Below are 1,561 nucleotides of genomic sequence, written 5' to 3' on the forward strand. Positions count from 1 at the left end.
AATGACACGACTTCGGTGATGTGCTTGAGCCCCGCTACATTGTCGGCGCGGAATCACTTGACCAGTGAGCTATTACGCACTCTTTCAAGGGTGGCTGCTTCTAAGCCAACCTCCTGGTTGTCTCTGCGACTCCACATCCTTTCCCACTTAGCACACGCTTAGGGACCTTAGTCGGTGTTCTGGGCTGTTTCCCTCTCGACCATGGAGCTTATCCCCCACAGTCTCACTGCCACGCTCTCACTTACCGGCATTCGGAGTTTGGCTAAGGTCAGTAACCCGGTGAGGCCCATCGCCTATCCAGTGCTCTACCTCCGGCAAGAAACACGTGACGCTGCACCTAAATGCATTTCGGGGAGAACCAGCTATCACGGAGTTTGATTGGCCTTTCACCCCTAACCACAGGTCATCCCCCAGGTTTTCAACCCTGGTGGGTTCGGTCCTCCACACGGTCTTACCCGCGCTTCAACCTGCCCATGGCTAGATCACTCCGCTTCGGGTCTTGGGCATGCAACTCAAACGCCCTATTCGGACTCGCTTTCGCTACGGCTACCCCACACGGGTTAACCTCGCTACACACCGCAAACTCGCAGGCTCATTCTTCAAAAGGCACGCAGTCACGGCCCACCAGCAAGCTGGCGAACGACGCTCCCACGGCTTGTAGGCACACGGTTTCAGGTACTATTTCACTCCGCTCCCGCGGTACTTTTCACCATTCCCTCACGGTACTATCCGCTATCGGTCACTAGGGAATATTTAGGCTTAGCGGGTGGTCCCGCCAGATTCACACGGGATTTCTCGGGCCCCGTGCTACTTGGGAGATGAGCAAGCAAGCCGTACAGATTTCGTCTACGGGGGTCTTACCCTCTACGCCGGACCTTTCGCATGTCCTTCGACTACCCATACGGTTTCTGACTCGCCCAGCCGCCGGCAGACGACTGAAGCTCATTCCCACAACCCCGCATTGGCAACCCCTGCCGGGTCTCACACCAAAACGGTTTAGCCTCATCCGGTTTCGCTCGCCACTACTCCCGGAATCACGGTTGTTTTCTCTTCCTGCGGGTACTGAGATGTTTCACTTCCCCGCGTTCCCTCCACACTGCCTATGTGTTCAGCAGCGGGTGACAGCCCATGACGACTGCCGGGTTTCCCCATTCGGACACCCCCGGATCAAAGCTCGGTTGACAGCTCCCCGGGGCCTATCGCGGCCTCCCACGTCCTTCATCGGTTCCTAGTGCCAAGGCATCCACCGTGCGCCCTTAAAAACTTGGCCACAGATGCTCGCGTCCACTGTGCAGTTCTCAAACAACGACCAGTCACACACCCTCCACGATCCGAAGACCACGTCAAGTGAGGCCGGCAACCACTGAGACAACGTTTCCGTTCCCTCAGGACCCAACAACGTGCCCGACACAGTCAATCCCAGATCGCGTTCCACGCCGAAGCAGTACTAGCATCCGATCTCTTCCTGTGCCGAATAGTCAACGTTCCACCCATGAGCAACCGTGCAGGACATTCGCCTGCAAGCGGCATATTGCTCCTTAGAAAGGAGGTGATCCAGCCG

General features: G+C 57.0%; 1 rRNA gene. It reads right to left on the reverse strand.

Annotated features, from left to right (window positions below):
• Positions 1 to 1,270, reverse strand: a 23S ribosomal RNA gene (locus ACFV4F_RS43345); the annotation flags it as partial.
• Between the last annotated feature and the right edge of the window lie 291 nt (positions 1,271 to 1,561).

The sequence above is a fragment of the Kitasatospora sp. NPDC059722 genome (assembly GCF_042733235.1).
Taxonomy (GTDB): Bacteria; Actinomycetota; Actinomycetes; order Streptomycetales; family Streptomycetaceae; genus Kitasatospora.